Origin of the sequence: Enterococcus columbae DSM 7374 = ATCC 51263 (assembly GCF_000406925.1) — a bacterium.
In the GTDB taxonomy this organism is placed as follows: Bacteria; Bacillota; Bacilli; order Lactobacillales; family Enterococcaceae; genus Enterococcus_E; species Enterococcus_E columbae.
Genome location: NZ_KE136350.1, coordinates 1 through 20,860 on the forward strand (window position 1 = coordinate 1; position 20,860 = coordinate 20,860).

Sequence of the window (20,860 nt, forward strand, 5' to 3'; positions counted from 1 at the left end):
CTTCTCATGCGAAAAGTAATATTATGCGGTATTAGCACCTGTTTCCAAGTGTTATCCCCCGCTGATGGGCAGGTTACCCACGTGTTACTCACCCGTTCGCCACTCACTTTCTTTCGGTGTAGCAAGCTACGGTGAAAGAAAGTGCGTTCGACTTGCATGTATTAGGCACGCCGCCAGCGTTCGTCCTGAGCCAGGATCAAACTCTCATAAAAAAGTTGATACAATCATCTTGATTGTTAAGCTCAAAAAATTGATTTGCTAGCTATTGCTTGCATGTTGTTTTTGCTTCTATATAATAGAAGCGCCTTACACATATTGGTTTGCTTTTTTGTTCAGTTTTCAAAGGCCTACTTTGTTTTGACAACTTCTAAAGTTTAACACTTTAATTAAGATTTGTCAACAAGTTTTTTAAATTATTTTTTGCTGTTTTTCAATTAAACAGCGACCATCTCAATATATCATCTTGAAGTTTTTTTGTCAACAAGTTTTTTTATATTTTTTAGAGATGTTTTTCTGAAAATATTTCATCTTGAAATTCGTTGTTAAATCAACGTTTATCTCAAGGACAAGTAATACTATACCAAGATTTTTTCATTCGGTCAACAAAAAAATTAAACTTTTTTGTAATTTTTTCGTTCTTTTAGAAAATAAGGATATTTTTTTGTTTAATTTAAAAAATGTTCGTTTTTATCAAAGGGTAACCCGTCATCAAGCGCAATTATTCTATGAATGTTCATGAAAGTTGACTAGTTTTTTTGAAAGGAATAAGGATAAACTGACTCGTAAGTCAAAATTATGGGATAATGCTCTATCATAGGATAGTCATCCATAACCTCATCCATAAACTAGATTTACTAAACTATCCACCCTTTCATTGATTAAGAGGAAGGTATCGCTTCATGATCAAAGATAGACACTCTTACGAAACAATTTAATCCCTACCTTCAACGACTAGTACTTCCCAAAATTCGCATTTCCTTATCTCTAGGCAAGTTCATTCACAGCTGGGTTTGATAGTTTCTCTGCCTATCTAAGCCAACTGACTAAAAAAATCTTGATATTTTTTTAAATTCCCTCACCATTTTGATCAATTTTAGCAGTCCGAGTTAGCCTATTTCTTTATAAAAAAGACGTTAAAACCAAGGGGTAACTTGATTTTAACGTCATTAATTTCGTCTTGCTTATTTTTCGATATTTTTTAATGTTGGGAATAATAAGACATCACGGATAGATTGAGAGTCCGTTAATAGCATTACTAGGCGGTCGATACCAATCCCTAGCCCTCCGGTTGGTGGTAGACCATGTTCTAATGCTTCTAGGAAATCTTCATCCACTCCATGTGCTTCATCGTTTCCAGCTGCTCGTTCACGTTCTTGAGCTTCAAAACGTTCTCTTTGATCGATTGGGTCATTTAATTCAGTAAAGGCATTTGCAAATTCCTTACCAACAATAAACAGTTCGAAACGATCCGTAAAGCGAGGATCTTCTGGATTTTTCTTAGCAAGTGGTGAAACAGCCACTGGATGACCATAAACAAAGGTTGGTTGACGCAAAGTATCTTCAACAAAAGTCTCAAAGAATTCGTTGATAATGTGGCCAATTTCCATCGCATCAGTAATTTCAACATTGTGTTCTTTAGCTAATTGACGCGCTTGTTCTAGGCTCATTTCTTGCCAGAAATCTACCCCTGTTTTTTCTTTGACTGCATCGACCATGTGCAGGCGTCTAAATGGTGAAGTTAAATCAATCGCTTCGCCAGCATAACTGATTTCAGTTGTGCCTAACACTTTTTCAGCAGCATTACGAATAATGCCTTCTGTTAAGTCCATAACATCTTGATAGTCGGTATAGGCAGTATAAGCTTCAAGCATAGTAAATTCTGGATTATGAGTCGTATCAATCCCCTCATTACGGAAAACACGAGAAATTTCGTAAACTTTTTCCATTCCCCCAACAATTAGACGTTTTAGATGTAACTCTAAAGCGATACGTAAATATAAATCAGTATCTAAGGCATTGTGATGGGTAATAAACGGACGGGCAGCCGCACCACCAGCTTGGTTATGTAAGACTGGTGTTTCCACTTCAATATAACCATGTCCATCTAAATAACGACGAATTTCGCTAATGATTTGACTACGCTTCATGAAACGGTCAAAGCTTTCACGGTTACTAATTAAATCTAAGTAGCGTTGACGATATCTTTGTTCTACGTTCGTTAAACCATGATATTTATCTGGAAGTGGACGTAACGCTTTGGATAAAATTTCAAAGGTTTCAGCCTTGATTGAAACTTCACCAGTATTGGTCTTCATAATTTGACCAGTCACCCCGTAGAAGTCCCCTAAATCGGCTTGTTTAAATAATTCATATGCTTCTTCGCCAACTTCATCTTTACGAACATAGATTTGGATTTGGCCTTCGCGATCTAATAAATGCGCAAAACCAGCTTTTCCTTTACCTCGTTTGGTCATCATTCGGCCAGCAATGCTTGCCTTTAAATCTAAATCATGTAATTCTTCTTTAGTCTTATCATCATAAGTTTCATGTAATTCTTTTGAGTTATGGGTACGCTCAAAACGTTTACCGAATGGATCAATTCCTTGTTCGATTAGACGTTCCATTTTTTCACGACGAACAAGCATTTGGTCATTCAATTCTTCTTGCACTTGACGTTCTTCAGTCACGAGTTGATCCTCCGTTTCTTTTGTTTCACTCTTTATTAATATTGCCAATGAAAGCCGAAAAAATCAAGCGAAAGTTTCACTAATCGCCTGATTTTCTCATTTTGACTATCGAGTAACTGGATTTGCTTCGGTTTTTTCTAGAAATTCTTCCAATAAACCAACCATCGTTTGTTGGTCTTCAGCCTGATTAATCGCTGCTTTGACCTTAGCTGCTCGTGGAATTCCTTTTAGATAGTAAGCAGCATGTTGACGAAATTCGCGGGCAGCTACCTTTTCCCCTTTAAGGTCAATTAAACGTTGAAAATGAATTTTAGCAATATCAATTTTTTCACGTGGTGTTGGTTCGTCCAATAATTCGCCCGTTTCTAAGTAATGCACGGTTCGTTTAATCATCCATGGATTACCTAAAGCTGCTCGACCAATCATCACGGCATCGCAACCCACTTCATCTAACATTCTTTTAGCATCTTCTGGGGTACGCACATCACCATTGCCCATGAAAGGAATGTCGATATTTTCTTTTACTTGACGCAAAATTTCCCAGTTAGCGTGACCTTCATACATTTGCACACGTGTACGACCATGCATCGCTAGCGCTGCCGCACCACCTGCTTGCGCTGCTTTAGCATTTTCAACCGCAAAAAGATGTTGTTCATCCCAACCAGTGCGCATTTTTACAGTTACCGGTAATTTTACCGCAGAAGATACCGCATCAACCATTTCGTAAACCTTATCTGGATCTAACAACCATTTCGCTCCAGCCTCAGCTTTGATAATTTTATTTACCGGACAGCCCATATTAATATCAATAATCGCCGCTTTGGTATTGGCTTCAACAAATTGAGCCGCTTCAACTAAGCTTTCTTTACCGCCACCAAAAATTTGCACGCTTAATGGATATTCACGCTCATCAATATATAGCATATCTAAAGTCTTTTTATTGCGAAAATGAATGCCTTGGTCACTGATCATTTCACAAACAACTAAGCCAGCGCCCGCTTCTTTAACGGTTACACGAAAGGCAGCATTTGAAATTCCGGCCATTGGTGCAACCACTACACGATTGGCAATTTCAATATCGCCAATTTTCCATGTTTGTCCCATTAATCTTTTTTCCCTTCTATTTCTTGAACTAATTCATGTAAGTCTTGTTCGCTAAAGTGATATTTATTCCCACAAAATGAGCAAACCGTTTCTGCGCCATGATCTTCTTCAATCATTTCATTTAGTTCACTTGTGCCTAAAGTAATTAAAGCCGAGCCAAATTTTTCTTTACTGCAATCGCACTTAAATTGCACAGGCATCGTTTCTAAATAAAAGATGGTTGTGTCATCTAAAATGGTTTCTAAAATCTGTTCCGGGGTCATTCCATCGGCTAACAGACTAGAAACTCGTGGTAAGGATGCTAATTTTTGTTCTAAGCGAGTAATGATTTCATCGCTAGCTCCTGGCATGATTTGAATCATGAAACCACCAGCTGTTTGAATCGTGTCATCAGGGTTAACCAAGACACTCAAGCCTACTGCTGAAGGAACCTGTTCAGAAGAAGCTAAATAATAAGTGAAGTCCTCACCTAATTCCCCTGAGACAATCGGTGTTTGTCCGGTAAAAGGTTCTTTTAAGCCCAAATCTTTAATGACTGTAAATAAGCCTTGCGTCCCCACTGCACCACGCACATCAAGCTTTCCTTGGGCATTTAGTGGTAAGGCTACTTTAGGATTTTGGATATAACCCTTTACTTCACCTTTGGCATTGCTATCGACAATAATCGCGCCTGCTGGTCCATCTCCCATAATTTTTACTGTTAATTTATCTTCACCTTTTAGGGTTGCACCTAAAAGTAATCCACCGACTAACGAACGACCTAAAGCGGCTGAGGCTGTATGCCAAGTTTCGTGTCTTCTTTGCGCTTCAGCTACAGTCTCTGTGGCATTGACTGCATAAGCACGCACGACTCCATCATAAGCCAGCGCTTTTACTAAATAATCCGCCATCATTCTCCTCCTTTAGCTATACTTGCTATCTATTTAGATACCTTAGAATGATACCTAATTCAAGGCAAAATTTCAAATTAAAAGTTTAATTAAAAAAAGGGAGCAGAACAGACCGCCTCTACTCAATCCCAAACTCCGGTGCATATCGCATTACACTAGAAAGTTCAACAGCACCAAGCTTGAGCTTTTTCACCATAAAGTATTCATCAGGAACATCAAAAGGCGACAAAATTCCTAAAATTCTTGCTGGAATAAAGCCAAATAATACGGCTGGACACATGAAACGGCTCACCATTCATTTGAGTGTACTGTAAGTATTGTTATGTTTGCTCTATTGAACCTCAGCACCTACAGATAAGCTTTTCTACCAATAATCGCCTAACGCCTTAACAATCGCCTAAAAACGAGTTATAATTAGGCGAAACGAAATGGAGGTAGGCGAATGAGAATTTTTAATTATGAAAATCTAGCAAGCACTAAATGGGATAGCGAAGTGGTAAACCTCCTCACCCAAATTCATGAACATAAGGGAAAACAAGAACTTTTTCTACAAAGAAAGCCTGCTGTTTTAGATAAATTAGTGGAAATTGCTAAAATTCAAAGTGTAGAGGATTCTAACAAAATTGAAGGTATCGTTACAACATCAGTAAGAATTAAGGAATTGATGAACCAAAAAACAACACCTAAAAATAGGGATGAAGAAGAAATTCTAGGATATAGAGATGTGCTAAATACAATCCACGAAAGCTATGAATACATCCCAATTAATAGCAACTATATTTTACAACTTCATAGAAATCTATTTAAGTATAGTGAGAAAGGTATAGGGGGCCGATATAAGAACACTCAGAATTCAATTGTAGGAAAAGATGCAAATGGTCATACCATCGAAATATTTAAACCTTTATCTCCATATGAGACACCGTCTGCAATAGAGCAAATTTGTAACGAATTAAATAGGGCTCTTGATAGAAAAGAAGTAGATGCACTCCTTCTAATCCCAATTTTTATTCATGATTTCCTATGCATCCACCCTTTCAATGATGGCAATGGAAGAATGAGTCGATTATTAACCACACTCCTTCTTTATAGACAAGGATATTTTATTGGAAAATATATCAGTTTAGAAAGTAAAATAGAAAAAAATAAAGATAGCTATTACGCATCTTTAGAAAAAAGCGGAATTGGTTGGTCTGAAAATAAGGATAACCCTGTACCATTTATCAAATACATCCTTAGAACAATACTAGCTGCTTATATTGACTTTGAAGAAAAAGTAGATTATGTAGATAAAAAAACACCTACGATAACCCTTGTGAGAAATGCCATTGATAGCAAATTAGGGAAATTTACAAAGAGTGATATTATGGAATTAGTACCTAGCGTAGGAAGAGCAACAATTGAAAACATGCTTAAAAAACTCACTGAAGAAGAATACATTGAAAGACATGGTAAGGGAAGAGCAACATTTTATGTAAAAAAACAACAAACGGCTAAAGATAGAAATATTTAAGGCAACAATCAAATTGAAGCTTTTCTAATTTGTGCACTTCAAAAAAGCGACCGATTGCTAGAATCAGTCGCTTTTTTCTTATTCTTCAGTTGTATCATCAGGGGTGATAGTTGGTTGTTCTTCCCCGTTGATTGCTTCTTGCTTTTCTTGTGCTTGTTTTTGCGCATCACGTTCTTCTAAAGCACGCTTCGCTTCTTCGTAACTTTGCGCTTTTTCGCTTGGAAATTCACTTTCATCTTTTTCAGGCATCTTACCTGTTTCAAACAATGACTTAATTGCCTTAGCATCTAAGGTTTCAAATTCTAATAGTTTTTCAGCAATTAGTTTATGTTGTTCACGATGAGATTCAATGATTTCACGCGCTTTTTCATGAGCTTCCATCAAGATACGACGAACCTCTTGGTCAATTTCATAAGCAATTTGTTCAGAATAGGCTTTGGTTTGACCATAGTCACGACCGATGAAGACTTGATGATTGCCTTCGTATTGAACAGGTCCAAGTTTTTCACTCATTCCATATTCAGTAACCATGCTACGCGCTAAAGCGGTGGCTTGCTCAAAGTCGTTGGATGCTCCAGTTGATTGTACGCCGAAAATAATTTCTTCAGCAGTGCGTCCACCTAACAGACCAACAATTTGTTCAAACATATCATCTTTAGTCATTAACATTTGATCTTCTTTCGGTAAGGCAATCATGTAACCACCGGCACGTCCACGTGGGATAATCGTTACTTTATGCACGATACGCGCACGAGATAAGACTAAACCAACGATGGTATGACCGGCTTCATGATAAGCCACCATTTCACGTTCGCGTTTACTAATCACACGATCCTTCTTAGCCGGACCAGCAATCACGCGATCTTCCGCTTCATCGATATCTGAAGCATCAATTTTCTTTTTGTTGCGTCGAGCAGCCACTAAAGCCGCTTCGTTCAACACGTTTTCTAAATCAGCACCGGCAAAACCTGGTGTTTGTTGGGCGATAACCTTCAAATCAACATCATCAGCAAGTGGTTTGTTTCGTGCATGCACGCGAAGAATCGCTTCACGTCCTTTAACATCCGGACGACCAACTAAAATCTGACGGTCAAAACGACCTGGACGTAGTAACGCTGGGTCTAAAACATCAGAACGGTTCGTTGCTGCAATGACGATAACTCCCTCATTACCACTGAATCCATCCATTTCAACAAGCAATTGGTTTAGGGTTTGTTCACGTTCATCGTGTCCGCCACCCATACCAGCGCCACGTTGACGACCGACCGCATCGATTTCATCGATAAAGATAATCGCTGGCGAATTTTTCTTAGCTGTTTCAAACAAGTCACGTACACGACTCGCCCCAACCCCGACGAACATTTCAACAAAGTCCGAACCAGAGATAGAGTAAAATGGTACACCAGCTTCACCAGCTACCGCTTTAGCTAGTAAGGTTTTACCAGTTCCGGGAGGTCCTTCTAATAATACCCCAGCCGGAATCCGGGCACCTAAGGCTGAAAAGCGCCGTGGATCTTTAAGAAATTCAACCACTTCGACTAATTCTTGTTTTTCTTCTTCGGCACCAGCTACATCAGAGAAACGTACACGATTGGCTTTCTTGTCTGCTTCTTTGGCTTTTGATTTCCCAAAGTTCATGACACGACCGCCACCACCGCCGCCACCTTGTTGACCCATAATCATGTAGAAGAAGAAAATCATGATGACGAAAGGTACCATACTGATTAAGAATGATAACCATACACCACTATTTGACTCTTCTTTAATAGTTGTGGCTACTTTGTGTGTGTCTGCTAATGAAGTAATTTCACTTAAAGTTGAATCATTTGGCAAAATAATGGTCGTAAATTTATCAGTTTTAGTTGAAGTTGAACCTAAAACTGACAAGCCACTATTATTGCTTACAGTTTGTTCGTCTTTGTACTCACCGGTGATTTTATAAACCCCATTGGCTGGCTGTACAGAGAACGATTTAATTTTGCCCTCTTCTAGTTGCTCGGTAAACTTAGAATAATCAATTGCAGGTGACTGCGTATTGCCGTTTCCTACAAAGAAGATTAAGATTGCTGCCATAGCTAATAGCACGAGGACATAGTATAAGGTATTTTTAAACATACCATTACCTTTTTTGTTCATGTGGCCCCTCCTTGCCATTTGTCTTTTATTGACCTTTTATATTTTAACATAACTATTGCCAAAATAGGGATTAATTTGATTCATAAATTTCAGGTTTTAATACCCCAACATAAGGTAGGTTTCGATAACGTTCGCAATAATCTAAACCATAGCCAACCACAAATTCGTTTGGTACATCAAAACCGACATAATCTGCTTCAATATCTACCACACGGCCTTCTGGTTTATCTAAAAGCGTTACAATGGTAATTGAGTTTGCTTTGCGGTATTTAAATAAATCAACTAGATAAGCTAAAGTTCGACCACTGTCGATGATATCTTCAACGATTAACATATCGCGACCAGCTACATTCGTATCTAAGTCTTTGACAATTTTCACTTCTCCAGATGAAACAGTAGCGTTACCATAGCTAGATACATCCATAAAATCAATTTCAACATGGCTATCCATTTCACGAATAATGTCGGCCATAAATGGAACGGCCCCTTTTAAAACACCAACTACTAAAGGTGTTTTTCCTTCAAATTTATCCTTTAATTCTTTTCCTAATTCTTCACAACGAGTTTTGATTTGCTCTCGTGTAATCAACACTTTCTCAATATCATTGATTAACATAATTTTCTCCTTCCAAGCCTTTAAGCTAAATATCGATAGACTAGTATGTAACGTATTTTATCAGTTTCTGAGCCAATACTCAAATAAGAATTCACAAAAGGTAGCAAACTATAGATTTCTTTTACCTGATTTTCAACCACCCATGCCGAATTTCTTTGTTCAGAAGAAATTTTTTGGTCAATCAACCACCGAGAAAGGCGTTTGGTTAACTGCTGGTTCAACCTAATGCGATCCCCAGCCTGCCTTTTTCGAATATTTAGACACAAAGTTGAGTCTGCCATAAATTCATGGCGAAATTCTGACCAATTTTTGACTTTTTCGGGAAGATTGATGTTTGCTTGGGTAAATAGACCAATCCATTGCTTGTCATTTAAATAAAAAGCTTGATTGCTTGTTAACTGAAAAGAAACATTCGCTGCTTCCACTAATGTTGGCGTTTCATTATCGCATACCTTTTGTAAGCTTAGCTGTGTCGAACTTTTTACCCAGCGCCAGTTGGCTTCAACATCAATCGACCAATTGCTTTTTCCTTGTGACAATAATTTTTCTAATTGTTCTATGTGGCAATCTTTTAACCGAATGTGTTGGTTTAATCTCAATTGTTGAAAGGTATACTGCCAGAAAAAGTAACGCTCAGCTTCAGTCAACAAAGTCAACGCTTGCCAATCGATGTCCACTCGTTCATCAGTAAAAACAACCATTTTCGCATACCAGTTTTGTTGTTGCTTTAAAAGAATCTCCTCAGCATAACTCAATTGCTTGGAAAAGCGTAAAAAATGGCGACTTGCTTCTGGTTGCTCGCTTTGAATAATCGGTAGCACCGACTGTCTTAGTCGATTGCGTTGATAAAGAGTCGTTTGATTGCTTGCATCTTCAAAATAATGGATTTTTTGACTTTTCGCATAAGTATATAACTGTGCCTTAGCAAACGATAATAAAGGTCGTACGATTGTTAATCGCGCTTGATCAAAGGTTGTTTTTTCACGAATGCCGATAACATTGCCTAAATTACCATGGCGCATGAGTTTCATGAGGATTGTTTCGATTTGATCGTCCCCATGATGCGCCGTTAGTAAGACATCATACGCATTTTTTTGCATTATTTCAGCAAAAAACGCATAACGGAATTGGCGAGCAGCCGCTTCAATCCCTTGAGTAGGGGGATTTTGCCAGCTTTTTTCATAAAAAGGAATCTGCCTAGCCTGACAAAAAGCGCTAAGATAAGCTGCCTCATCATTCGCTTGCACTCTTAATTGATGATTGAGATGAACAACCCCAATTTCTTGTTTGGGAAAACATTTTATTAAAAGATGCAATAAGACCATTGAATCGACGCCACCTGAAATCGCTAATAGCAGACGATCCTTGGCTTGCCACCACCTATTTTTTTGTACAATGTGCATAAATTCTTGTTCTAAACGTACTTTGTGCATAATTTTATCCTTTTGATCATCCACCTATTTTTAAGACAAAAAAGTAGGGGGCATATCCTGGCCATCCCTACTTTTTTGTTATCGACTAGCTACGACGACCGCCACGGCCTCCGCGCTTACCTTCTGTATTTCTTCTCAATGATGCCAAACGATCATCACTATCTTTTAAAAATGAACTCATTAATGCATCGAAGTCTTGCTTAGGTGCACTAGCAGCATGTGATCCTTGATTTTTATTGAAAGGCTTTTTATTAGTTGAACGATGATGCTCACGTTTTTCTTCTTTTGGTCGATCCATCGCTTTACGGATAGATAAACCAATCTTACCATCGTCTCCAACAGCGGTAACCAAAACCGTTACCTCATCCCCAACTTTTAAAACCTCATTAATGTCTTTGATAAAACCGTTAGACACTTCACTAATATGGACTAGCCCAGTTTTACCCTCACCCAAGTCTACAAAAGCACCAAAATTCGTAATTCCTGATACTTTACCTTGTAGTTTCGCTCCAACTTCGATTGACATAAAAAAAATGTTCCTCCTATATATTACCCTTTTATAAATTAATCGTGGTTACCCACGATGGTTGGCTATGGATTGGTTGAATGTTCATTCAGTTGACTATCACTATTTTCAGGAAGTGGATAAATCAACTCACCAGATTTTGAATAAAAGTAACGGCTACGCGCTAATTTTGCCACATAGTCCTCATCTTTTAATAACGCAACTTCTTTTTCTAGCGTCGCTTTTTCTTTTTGTGTTTGCTTTTTCTTTTCTTGTGTTTCTACTTGATAAGCACGCATCAACTGCAATCTTTGATGATCCTTAAACAAGGCAATCCCCGCACTTGTAAAAATAAATACAGCTAAGACTAGCAAGGCAGTCAGACGACGTCGTCTAAAAATAACTTGCTTTTGTTCATAACTATATTTGGCATACTGCTTACGTACATAGGAATTATCTAAAACATGAATATTTTCATCAGATGGTCGCTTCATTACTATCGCTCCTTATCTGTCATCATCTTCGTAATTATACCAATATCCAGAAAACTTGTCTAGCTTATCCATAGCAGATTTTCCCAGAAACAGCAAGAAAAAACAAGGAAAAACACTCTATATATCCAGGTGATTTTCCTTGCCTAAATAAAGACTATTCTTTCAAATCTTCCAAGCGTATTTTCTCTTCTGATAAGATTTCATACATTTGTGTCGCATCTTCTTTTTTCGTTGAATCCTTTAATTCAGTTACCTTTACTTCTAGGCGCTTATTGCCAAATTGAATGCATAAGACATCGCCCACCTTTAAGGTACTGCTTGATTTTGCTAATTTACCATTAATTTGAATCCGACCTTTATCAGCCACTTCTTTGGCGACTGACCGACGTTTAATAATTCTAGATACTTTTAAAAATTTATCTAAACGCATCATTTTCTCCTCTTTTCCTAAATAATTTTAATAAATACTTGCCTCCAGGTAGTAATAGCCATTCGCGCACCGTAAATAACTGTAGCACAACAGCTAACGTACAAAAAATCCCGACTCCTAAAACCACCCCAATCATACTGGCAAGCAATAGAGCCAAGCGACTTTCTGTTATGACAAAAAACTTTTCCACACACAATCGATAGCCATAAACAACTCCTGCCATCGCGCCAATGGATAAGAGAACCTTCCACCAATAGCCATTTTCAAACCAAAAACGATTGACCACTGACTTTTGACTGATAATCAGTAAGAGCAAAACAACCAATAAAGCCAAAATCGTTGCTAAACTAGCCCCTTCAATGGATAAATAGCGGGTTAAACTCAGTGTCAAAATCAACTTTAAAATAAGCCCTACCACTCCCGCTTTAAAGGAAGGTAAATAGCGATTTTGACTTTGATCGACACTTTGATATGCTTGAATGACGGACATCAATGCAATTGAGAAAATAAAAAGCGCCAAAGCAGTCGTCCCTACATTTTCTTTAAATAAGGCTTGATTCATCCAAGGTAATAAAGCCCATAAACCAAAAGTCGCTGCTAAAGAAAAACAGGTCACTAAGCGCAAGAAGATTTTAATCATCCGTTGATAGGCCATTTCTTTAGCTAGAGCCAAATAACGTGTTAAATTCGGTAAAAAACTAGCGCTTAACGCACCAGCTAACACCAAACCTAATTGAACAAGTGGCTGGCCACGATCATAAATTCCTTTTAAATTTTGGGCTGCACTAAGACTATAGCCATGCCATTTTAACGCATTAACAACGACGAAAGCATCAATTAATTGAAATAAGATTAAATAGCCGGTAAATATAGTTAAAATCCCGCCTTCAGTTACTAGACGTTTGAATAATGTCCGTTCACGTCGCATCAATCGAAGCCATTTGCGCCATTGAAAGCAATAAGGTATGACCAATGGTGGAAATAATGCTGTTAATTGCCATTTATTTTGCGCTGTTTTCAAAATGATTAAAGCCAACATCGCTCCTAATAAAGCACCTGTCATTGCCCATTGCGCTGTTTGATAGGTGGTTAAACCTAGTAACTGATAACAATAGGCAGCAAGCAAAATCATCCCTACACGAATGATTTGCTCACCAACCTGGGAATAAGCACTCGGTAGCATCAACAATTGACTTTGATAGCCCCCACGATAAAGCGATAATGCCGGCACAAACAAAAAGGTCAGCGCCGTAATTCTCAAAATAGCTTTCAGCTGAAGATCACCCATCAAGCTAGCCAGCAACGGACTAATGACAAATAGCAATAAGCTAAAGCTAAGCGAGCTATAAAAAATAAATGGATAAATTTTTTGTAATCGTTGCGCCTGCTCCTCTTGATTAGTGGCTTCAGCTAAATACTTAGAGATAAATTGTGGAAAACCGGTCAAAGCTAAGGTCATCGCTATGCCGTAGAGTGGATAAGCTTGTTGATAAACATAAAAGCCTTGATTGCCGACCATATTTTGAAAAGGCACTCGATAGATGGCACTTAAAATCTTGGAAATTAAGGAAGCAACGGTTAGGATAAATGCTCCCTTTAACATGGTTTGCATCGCGAATTTTGCCATAAGCTATCCTTTCTGTTCAGCTAATTCATCAGCTTTAGCCTGAACGTTCGCTTGATATTTAATCTCTTGTAAGGCCTCTACAAAACGATTGATTTCCATCATCCAAACCATTTCTTGTTGATTTTTAGGAATGGTTAGAACGATTTCCATTTGTTCTTTGTGTACCCCTAGCGTAGCTTGTAGCTTAGTCGCACTTAAGGCAGCGAATAACTGCTCAACGGCATATTGCTTGGTTCCCGTCTTGCTCAAGGTAAATTTAATTTTATCTTGGACGCGTCGAATGGTTTCGATTAAGGCTCTTTCAGCATGCATCTTCAATTCGCCGACCATCAATAAATGCGCTACCTCGTCCGGATATTCACCAAAGCGATCCAACAAATCGTCTTGCAGCTCATCTAAATTGGCTTGACTTTCTAACTCACGAATTCGTTTATAAATTTCAATTTTTTGACGTTCATCTTCAATATAACTAGTTGGTAAGTAAGCATCAATGCCTAAATCAATTTCCACCATCGTTTTTTCTAATTGTTGGTTCTTACCTTGCTTACGATTGACCGCTTCAGAGAGCATTTGTGAATACAAATCAAAACCGACTGAGTCAATAAAGCCGTGCTGCTGAGCGCCTAATAAATTTCCTGCTCCTCGAATCGATAAATCACGCATGGCAATTTTAAAACCAGATCCTAATTCGGTAAAGTCTTTAATTGCTTGCAAACGTTTCTCGCTAACTTCTTTTAGCACCTTTTGTTGTTCGTACATGAAATACGCATAAGCCACCCGATTACTTCGGCCTACTCGTCCACGTAGCTGATACAAGGTAGACAAGCCCATGTAATCAGCATTTTCGACAAACAACGTATTGGCATTTGGAATATCTACCCCTGTTTCGATGATAGTTGTCGTAACCAAAATATCATATTGTCCTTCAATAAAATCAAACAGCGTATTTTCTAATTGAATCTCGGTCATTTGCCCATGTGCAAAACCAATGCGAGCATCTGGAATCAAAGCTTGTAGCTCTTCTACCTTACGCTCAATCGTATCTACGCGATTATATAGATAAAAAATTTGGCCACCACGCGCCATTTCTCGTAAAATTGCCTCACGAATGGCACCTGGATTATACTCCATTACATAGGTTTGAATCGGATAGCGATTAGCCGGTGGGGTTTCAATGACTGACAAATCACGCACGCCTAGCATCGACATGTGCAGTGTTCTAGGAATTGGTGTAGCTGTTAAGGTTAAAACATCCACTTGGGTACGTAATTGTTTTAGTCGTTCTTTATGCTTCACACCAAAACGTTGCTCTTCATCGATGATAATCAAGCCTAAATCAGCAAATTCAACATCTTTAGATAATAAGCGATGGGTTCCAACAATAATATCCACTTGCCCTTGTTTTAATTGGGCTAGCGTTTCTGTCTGTTGCTTTTTCGTCCGGAAACGACTCAACAAACCGACATTAACTGGAAAGCCTTCAAAGCGATCCAAAATCGTTTCATAATGCTGTTGGGCTAAAATGGTAGTGGGTACTAAAAAGGCCACCTGTTTATTTTCTTTGATTGCCTTAAAAGCAGCACGTAAAGCGACCTCTGTTTTACCAAAGCCGACATCGCCCACTAATAGTCGATCCATCGGTTTTTCTTTTTCCATATCTTTTTTAATCTCAGCTGCACTTTTTAGCTGATCTTCCGTCTCTGAATAGGCAAAAGCATCCTCAAATTCTTGCTGATACCCATCATCAGGTGCAAACGCATAGCCTTTTTCTGCTTCTCTTTTGGCATATAATTGAATCAAATCGTCAGCGATATCTTCAATTTTGCTAGCGACCTTACGTTTGGTTCTAGCCCATTCACTACCACCCAGCTTATTGATTTTAGGTGTTTTAGATTCTGAGGCTACATACTTTTGAATTAAATTCAACTGTGTAACTGGTATAAATAGCTTATCATCGTTTTGATATAAGATTGAAATATAATCTTGATGGACACCATCTACTTCTAAGGTTTCCATCCCAACATATTTACCAATCCCGTGATTCACATGAACAACATAATCGCCCACTTTTAATTCATTATAGCTTTTTAAGCGTTCCGCATTAGAAATTGTTTGGCGACGTGCGCGTTTTTGGGCTACTTTTTGGAAAATTTCCCGTTCTGTAATGACAACCAAATGATCACTTGGTAATTCAAAGCCCGCTTGTAATTCATAAACGACAATCTGGCTACGTCCAGTAAAAATGCGTTGCAAATCAGTCGCTACCGCATAAATATCATGCTCTTTAAACAACTCAAGCAACTTTTCTTGTTGGGTTTGGCTACTTACTAAGAAAAGAACGGTCTGCTGTTGGCGTTCCCAACGATCAATTTCCGCTTTTAACAAGCCAAATTGTCCAAAGAATTGCTGCATAGGCCGATACTGAATTTGATGAATGGCTTGAAAACGTAAATTGCCCATTCCCTTTTGAAACAGCGAGAAATACGTTGTTTGTAGCGTAGATTTAGTTAACTTTTCATGAATATCCACGGTAAAAGTCTGCTCAGAAAAAATCCGTAGCTCAGCAATTTTTTGTGTCATCCACTCTAGCGCTTCTTGCTCTAGTTGGCGAGATGTTTCCATTACTCTTGAAAAATCATCCACGATTAGCAAGCTATCACTAGAAAAATAATCCAAAATACTTACCGGCTTAGCATATAATAAATCGGCATAATAATGCACAACCTCTGTAGCCTGTTCTTTTTGCCAATGACTAATGAGTTCTTCAAAATAATCCTGTAATAATTGGGCATCCCCTTGGTTTTTAGTGACAGCCAGTCTTTTTTGCAGTAAATCGCTCACCCGCTTTATCCCATGAGCATAATCTTCGCTACTAAAGACATATTCACTAGTCGGCGAGACCACTAATGCTTCTATTTTCTCTTTAGAACGTTGGGTTTCTACATCAAAAAAGCGAATCGAGTCGACCTCATCATCAAAGAATTCAATACGACAAGGATAATCCTGATCTAAAGGATAAATATCTACAATACTCCCACGAATACTAAATTCACCTGGCTTAGTTAGCATTTGCTGACGCTCATACCCCATTTTTTGTAGCTGAGAAGCCAAATCACTCACTTCAAGCGTTGTGCCTAGCTTAACAAATAAGTGGCTAGCCTGCCAGGTTGATAATTGGGGATAGAATTTACGTAGACTGGCCACCGGTAAAATATAGATCCCTTTTTTACCACTACTGATGGCATCAAGCGTTGCTACGCGCTGCATTCGTGCTTCTGGGGAAGAAAAAGCCATTTCTGCTGATAACACTTCATCGACTGGAAAAACATAGACTTCCTCTAAAATATTTCTTAAATCATCTGCTAATTGATTGGCATAATACAAATTAGCAGTCACTACAATTAACGAACGCTGTAACTTTTGAAAAGATTGAGCCAGCATTAACGTTTTGGCCGAACCCGCTAGCCCTAAAAAGAGCTGTCTTTTCAAACCCGCACTAATTTCTTGTTGCCAATTAGCGATTGCTTCGTTTTTTTCAATGAAAGATAATAAACTCACCTAGCGACCTCCTCGATTAATTATAGCGATTCATCGTTTGAACAAAATCATTGGTTTCAATGAATGCTTCACAAGCTAACACACTTCGATCAATTGACGCTTCGATTAGTGGCAAATCGGCTTGATCAAAGCCTGACAATACATGACTGACAACCGTTTGCTTTTCTTTTGGCCGACCAATCCCCACTTTAATGCGATTAAACGTCTGCGTATTCAAATGAGCAATAATACTTTTAATCCCATTATGTCCACCAGCACTTCCTTTTTGACGTAGGCGCAGCTTGCCCAAAGCTAAATCTAAATCATCATAAACAATCACTAGCTCTTCTGGATAAATATTGAAATAAGTCATCAAAGGTCCCACTGCCTTGCCTGATTCATTCATAAAGGTTTGGGGTTTAACTAAAAGAATTTTTTCGCCATTTTCAAAATACTCCGCGACTTCCGATTGAAAAGCATTTTTCTTAAATTTCGCTTGATGGCGGCTAGCTAAATGATCCACTACCATAAAGCCCACATTATGCTTTGTTTTTTCATATTTACTGCCTGGATTTCCTAGGCCAACAATCATTTTCATTAGGTGATTCCTTTCTTCTCTTTTTAGTTCAATCTATTTGAATGGTTGATTTACTTCAACGCAGAAATAACCTAGCACCCATAAGGCGTAGGTTTACTAAAAATATGCGTCTATCATTGCCAGTCTTTTCAAAAGTTGACCAGCTACTGTTTTAACATTGTAGCATAGATTAGAAAAAAATGCGACGATTGCATCAGTACAGGTTGTCGCTCTACTTACTAGACTTACATAATCGGTCTATTTCTCAATAAATCGCTTCTTTTGAAAACAGTAAAGAAAAACAGATTTTACAAATTCTAGCAACTGTATTACTTTCTGTACTGAAAATGATTGTAAATACTAAAAACCACTAGTGATGTGCGAATCGTTTTTTTGTTAATTCCAGCCTAATTTATCAAAATAAGCCTACCGTCACTAAAGAAAAAGCCCTAATATTTTCACATGTTCGTGAATACATTAACTAAAATTAGAGTTTTCTAATAATTTCACAAATTCACATATCGGCAGAAAGCTTGATTTTAAGCAAAAGAAAACCATTCCAAAAAAACAGAGAAAAATACTGTTACATAATTTGCAGAAAAAGGATGACAAATCTTCGTGAAAATGGTAGCATAATAGTCGAAAAGAAAAACCTCGGAAGGATTGGTATGCAGATGTCAAACGAAAAAAAACATCAAAAAGTTATTCTTGTTGGAGACGGTGCTGTAGGTTCTAGTTATGCTTTTGCGTTAGTTACTCAAAACATTGCACAAGAAGTTGGGATTGTAGATATTAATAAAGCAAAAACTGAAGGAGATGCAATCGACTTATCACACGCCTTAGCATTTACTTCACCTAAAAAAATCTACTCAGCAACTTACGAAGATGCACACGATGCAGATATCGTAGTAATTACTGCTGGTGCACCTCAAAAACCAGGTGAAACTCGTTTAGACTTAGTACACAAAAACTTAAAAATCAACCGTGAAGTTGTTACTTCAATCGTTAACTCAGGATTTGACGGTATCTTCTTAATCGCCGCTAACCCAGTTGACATTTTAACTTACTCAACTTGGAAATTCTCAGGTTTCCCTAAAGAACGCGTAATCGGTTCTGGTACTTCATTAGACTCAGCTCGTTTCCGCCAAGCTTTAGCTGAATTAGTTGGTGTAGATGCACGTAACGTTCACGCTTATATCTTAGGTGAACACGGTGACTCAGAATTCCCAGTTTGGTCACACGCTAACGTTGCTGGTTTACAAATCTATGATTGGGTGAAAAGTCATCCTGATATCGATGAAGAAGAAATCATCAACCTATTCTTCAGCGTTCGCGATGCAGCTTACACCATTATCGAAAAGAAAGGGGCAACTTTCTACGGTATCGCTGTAGCCTTAGCACGTATCACTAAAGCAATCTTAGATGACGAAAACGCAGTATTACCATTATCTGTTTACATGAACGGTGAATACGGATTAAACGATATCTTCATTGGTGCACCTGCTGTAATCAATGCTAAAGGTATCAAGCAAGTCATTGAAATCCCATTAACAGATGGTGAAAGTGAACGTATGCACGCTTCTGCTAAACAATTAAAAGAAATCATTGATGAAGCATTTGCTAAATTAGATGCTGAATAATCGCTACGATGACTTTGCGCATGAGGCTTTGTGAAAGCTTCATGCGTTTTTTGTTAACAAACATTGAAAAAAGTTTACAAAGTTAGTGAAATTCTTGAAGTTTTATTAATTCTTAAGCATTTTACCAACTTTTTTTAACTTTTTATGCTATTATAATTGCTATAAACATTTTCTGATAGACAGGAGTAGAAGCATCGATGTCTGAACTTTCAAGCAGAAAAAATAGACACCAAAAAAATCCAAAAACCAAATGGATTATCAGTGGGATTGCAGCAGTTGGTGTAATTGGTTTAGCCGGCTATGCATTGGGAAGTAATTTCTACAGCAAGCATTTTTTGCCTAATACCCAGGTTGAAGCTGTTGAAATAAGCAATATGTCTTTAGAACAAGCCAAGAAAACAATGGCTGATAAAAATAAAAGCCAAACCTTACAGCTCTTATTGGATAATCAGGTGGTTAAGGAAATCAACAAAACTGACTATGGTATGCAAGCGGATTTTAAAGATACGTTGAAAAACACCTTGCAAAAACAAAATCCTTGGAGTTGGGGCACTGCATTATTTAAAGATAACCAAGTAAAAGATAGTACGGTAGCCTATGATGATACCGTTTTAAATCAAAAATTGGCCGAATTAAAAACTGAATTAGAGCAGCTCAATCAAGGGCGAACTGCGACACAGGATGCCCAAATTACTAAGGATGCATCTGGATTTATTATTACCAATGAAGTAGTTGGGAATACCTTCTCAGTTGATGAGGCCTTAAAAGCGATCAAAAAGGATTTAATGAATGGCCAAACCCAAATTAACCTAAATGATTATGTTCACCAACCTAAAGTAAAGGCAAATGATAGTAAGCTACAAGAACAGCTTACTGCCTTAAATAAAATTGCACAAATTACAGCGAACTATGCCATCAACGGGACTACCTTCCAAATTCCTAATGAGTTAATTGCCGATTGGTTAACTTACGAAAATAAACAAGTAACCATCAATCAAGAAAAAGTGCAAGCCTATGTCCAACAATTAGCGGATCAATATAATACTAGTACCAATCCAACCAGCTTTAACAGTACTAGACGTGGCGTCGTTTCTGTCCCAGCCGGAACCTTAAGCTGGAGTATTCAGGTAGCTGATGAAGCAAAGGAATTAGCCAATCAAATTATGCAAGGCCAAAACTTTACTCGCTCACCAATTACCAAGGGGAGCGCTAAGGCAAGCCAACCACTAGTTGGGAATACTTATATTGAAGTTGATTTAACTAACCAACATATGTGGTACTATAAAGATGGTGCCTTAGTATTGGAAACGGATGTAGTAACAGGTAAACCAACTACGCCAACCCCTAAAGGTGTCGACTACGTATGGAAAAAAGAACGTAACGCTACCTTAAAAGGAACCAATGATGATGGTAGTAAATACGAAAGTCCAGTAAGCTATTGGATGCCAATCGACTGGACAGGTGTTGGTATTCATGATTCTGACTGGCAACCAGCTTATGGTGGCAACCTTTGGCAAACACGTGGTTCTCACGGTTGTGTCAATACCCCACCTAGCGTGATGGCGCAACTATATGCAGCAGTTGAAGTCGGAACACCAGTATTAATTTTCTAAAAAAAAAACAGCCAAGCTATCCCTCTGATCTGAGGATAGCTTGGTTATTTTTTAATCT

General features: G+C 38.1%; 16 protein-coding genes and 1 rRNA gene. 3 read left to right on the top strand and 14 right to left on the bottom strand.

Annotation, left to right across the window (positions count from 1 at the left end; translation table 11 throughout):
- The 5 genes from RK02_RS09185 to RK02_RS12385 all read right to left on the bottom strand — a co-directional run.
- Positions 1–212 (bottom strand): 16S ribosomal RNA (locus tag RK02_RS09185); the annotation flags it as partial.
- A 969-nt stretch (positions 213–1,181) separates the two neighbouring features.
- Positions 1,182–2,687, bottom strand: a complete 1,506-nt coding sequence (gene lysS / locus RK02_RS09190; RefSeq protein ID WP_016183961.1) for a lysine--tRNA ligase — start codon at positions 2,685–2,687, stop codon at positions 1,182–1,184.
- Between the two features lie 105 nt (positions 2,688–2,792).
- Positions 2,793–3,791, bottom strand: coding sequence for a tRNA dihydrouridine synthase DusB (gene dusB, locus RK02_RS09195; protein WP_016183962.1), 999 nt, complete (start codon positions 3,789–3,791; stop codon positions 2,793–2,795).
- Positions 3,791–4,681, bottom strand: a complete 891-nt coding sequence (hslO, locus tag RK02_RS09200; protein ID WP_016183963.1) for an Hsp33 family molecular chaperone HslO — start codon at positions 4,679–4,681, stop codon at positions 3,791–3,793. Before hslO ends, dusB begins: the two co-directional genes overlap by 1 nt.
- Before the next feature lie 118 nt (positions 4,682–4,799).
- Positions 4,800–4,961 (bottom strand): hypothetical protein, encoded by a 162-nt coding sequence (locus tag RK02_RS12385; RefSeq protein WP_016183964.1) that lies wholly within the window; start codon positions 4,959–4,961, stop codon positions 4,800–4,802.
- 162 nt (positions 4,962–5,123) lie between these two features.
- On the opposite strand from RK02_RS12385, the gene RK02_RS09205 reads away from it, so the two are divergent.
- Complete coding sequence (locus tag RK02_RS09205) at positions 5,124–6,194, top strand: Fic family protein (protein ID WP_016183965.1); 1,071 nt, start codon at positions 5,124–5,126, stop codon at positions 6,192–6,194.
- A gap of 78 nt (positions 6,195–6,272) precedes the next feature.
- Here RK02_RS09205 and ftsH read toward each other — a convergent pair whose 3' ends face one another.
- From ftsH to pth, 9 genes are all read right to left on the bottom strand, one after another.
- Positions 6,273–8,330 (bottom strand): ATP-dependent zinc metalloprotease FtsH, encoded by a 2,058-nt coding sequence (gene ftsH, locus RK02_RS09210; RefSeq protein ID WP_016183966.1) that lies wholly within the window; start codon positions 8,328–8,330, stop codon positions 6,273–6,275.
- Between the two features lie 70 nt (positions 8,331–8,400).
- On the bottom strand, positions 8,401–8,946 hold the full coding sequence (hpt, locus tag RK02_RS09215; RefSeq protein WP_016183967.1) for a hypoxanthine phosphoribosyltransferase: 546 nt from the start codon (positions 8,944–8,946) through the stop codon (positions 8,401–8,403).
- Positions 8,947–8,966: 20 nt separating this feature from the next.
- Positions 8,967–10,379 carry a tRNA lysidine(34) synthetase TilS gene (gene tilS / locus RK02_RS09220; protein WP_016183968.1) on the bottom strand — a complete coding sequence of 471 codons (1,413 nt, stop codon included), beginning with the start codon at positions 10,377–10,379 and terminating at the stop codon, positions 8,967–8,969.
- An 85-nt stretch (positions 10,380–10,464) separates the two neighbouring features.
- Entirely contained in the window at positions 10,465–10,905 is a 441-nt protein-coding gene (locus RK02_RS09225; protein WP_016183969.1) for a S1 domain-containing RNA-binding protein, read from the bottom strand.
- 65 nt (positions 10,906–10,970) lie between these two features.
- A complete protein-coding gene (locus RK02_RS09230; RefSeq protein ID WP_016183970.1) occupies positions 10,971–11,378 on the bottom strand; it encodes an FtsB family cell division protein in 408 nt (135 codons plus the stop codon).
- A gap of 154 nt (positions 11,379–11,532) precedes the next feature.
- Positions 11,533–11,808, bottom strand: a complete 276-nt coding sequence (locus RK02_RS09235; protein WP_016183971.1) for an RNA-binding S4 domain-containing protein — start codon at positions 11,806–11,808, stop codon at positions 11,533–11,535.
- Positions 11,795–13,435, bottom strand: a complete 1,641-nt coding sequence (locus tag RK02_RS09240; RefSeq protein WP_016183972.1) for a putative polysaccharide biosynthesis protein — start codon at positions 13,433–13,435, stop codon at positions 11,795–11,797. The genes RK02_RS09235 and RK02_RS09240 overlap by 14 nt, the downstream gene beginning before the upstream one ends.
- 3 nt (positions 13,436–13,438) lie before the next feature.
- Positions 13,439–16,993 carry a transcription-repair coupling factor gene (gene mfd, locus RK02_RS09245; RefSeq protein ID WP_016183973.1) on the bottom strand — a complete coding sequence of 1,185 codons (3,555 nt, stop codon included), beginning with the start codon at positions 16,991–16,993 and terminating at the stop codon, positions 13,439–13,441.
- Positions 16,994–17,009: 16 nt separating this feature from the next.
- The gene (gene pth / locus RK02_RS09250) at positions 17,010–17,570 is read right to left on the bottom strand and encodes an aminoacyl-tRNA hydrolase (RefSeq protein WP_016183974.1); all 561 of its coding nucleotides are present in this window, start codon (positions 17,568–17,570) and stop codon (positions 17,010–17,012) included.
- 653 nt (positions 17,571–18,223) lie between these two features.
- On the opposite strand from pth, the gene RK02_RS09255 reads away from it, so the two are divergent.
- Both RK02_RS09255 and RK02_RS09260 read left to right on the top strand, forming a co-directional pair.
- The gene (locus tag RK02_RS09255; protein WP_018451686.1) at positions 18,224–19,189 is read left to right on the top strand and encodes an L-lactate dehydrogenase; all 966 of its coding nucleotides are present in this window, start codon (positions 18,224–18,226) and stop codon (positions 19,187–19,189) included.
- A gap of 197 nt (positions 19,190–19,386) precedes the next feature.
- Complete coding sequence (locus RK02_RS09260) at positions 19,387–20,802, top strand: L,D-transpeptidase family protein (RefSeq protein ID WP_016183976.1); 1,416 nt, start codon at positions 19,387–19,389, stop codon at positions 20,800–20,802.
- Positions 20,803–20,860: the final 58 nt, after the last annotated feature.